2 protein-coding genes are annotated in these 490 nt (G+C 62.0%); one reads left to right on the forward strand and one right to left on the reverse strand.

Going from position 1 to position 490, the window contains the following annotated elements:
• On the reverse strand, nucleotides 1–300 hold a 300-nt coding region (locus tag VE25_RS01915; protein WP_046106898.1), incomplete at its 3' end, for a hypothetical protein.
• Between VE25_RS01915 and VE25_RS23205 the strand changes: the two genes are divergently transcribed.
• The coding region (locus VE25_RS23205; RefSeq protein ID WP_046106899.1) for a hypothetical protein at nucleotides 299–490 on the forward strand (192 nt) is incomplete at its 3' end. The genes VE25_RS01915 and VE25_RS23205 overlap by 2 nt on opposite strands.

Consider the following 490-nt stretch of genomic DNA (forward strand, 5'->3'; position numbering starts at 1 on the left):
GTCATGCTCCTCGTCCTCGACGACGAGCATGCCGGCGCCTACAAGCAGTCGCACGGGCTCAACTACCCCGCCCGCCACCTCGCCGTGCTCCGCGCCCGCCTTGCCGACGCGCGGGTCCTGCTGTCCCTCGCGCCCCCCTCGGTCGCCTCCTCCACCAACCCCCACCACCCCCCCCACCTCCCCCTCCTTCTCCCCCCTCCCTTTCCCTTCCCTTCTCTTCCCCTCCTTCTCTCTCCTTCCCTCCTTCCTCTTCTCCCCTTTCTCCCTTTTCTCCTTCTCTCTCTCTCCCTTTTTCTTCATGCCCTTTCTTTTTCCCCTCTCTCTGCTGCTCCTCTCCCTCCTTCGCCTCCTCGTCGCTGTCTCTACCCCCCTCGCCTTCGTCCCCCTCCTCTCCTTCTTCTTCTCCCACTACTTCTCTCCTCTGCTCTATCTCCTCCCTCTCTCTGTTCTCTTCTTCTTCCTTTCTTTCCTTTCCCTCTCCCTTCCCTTC

The organism is Devosia geojensis (genome assembly GCF_000969415.1).
GTDB lineage: Bacteria > Pseudomonadota > Alphaproteobacteria > Rhizobiales > Devosiaceae > Devosia > Devosia geojensis.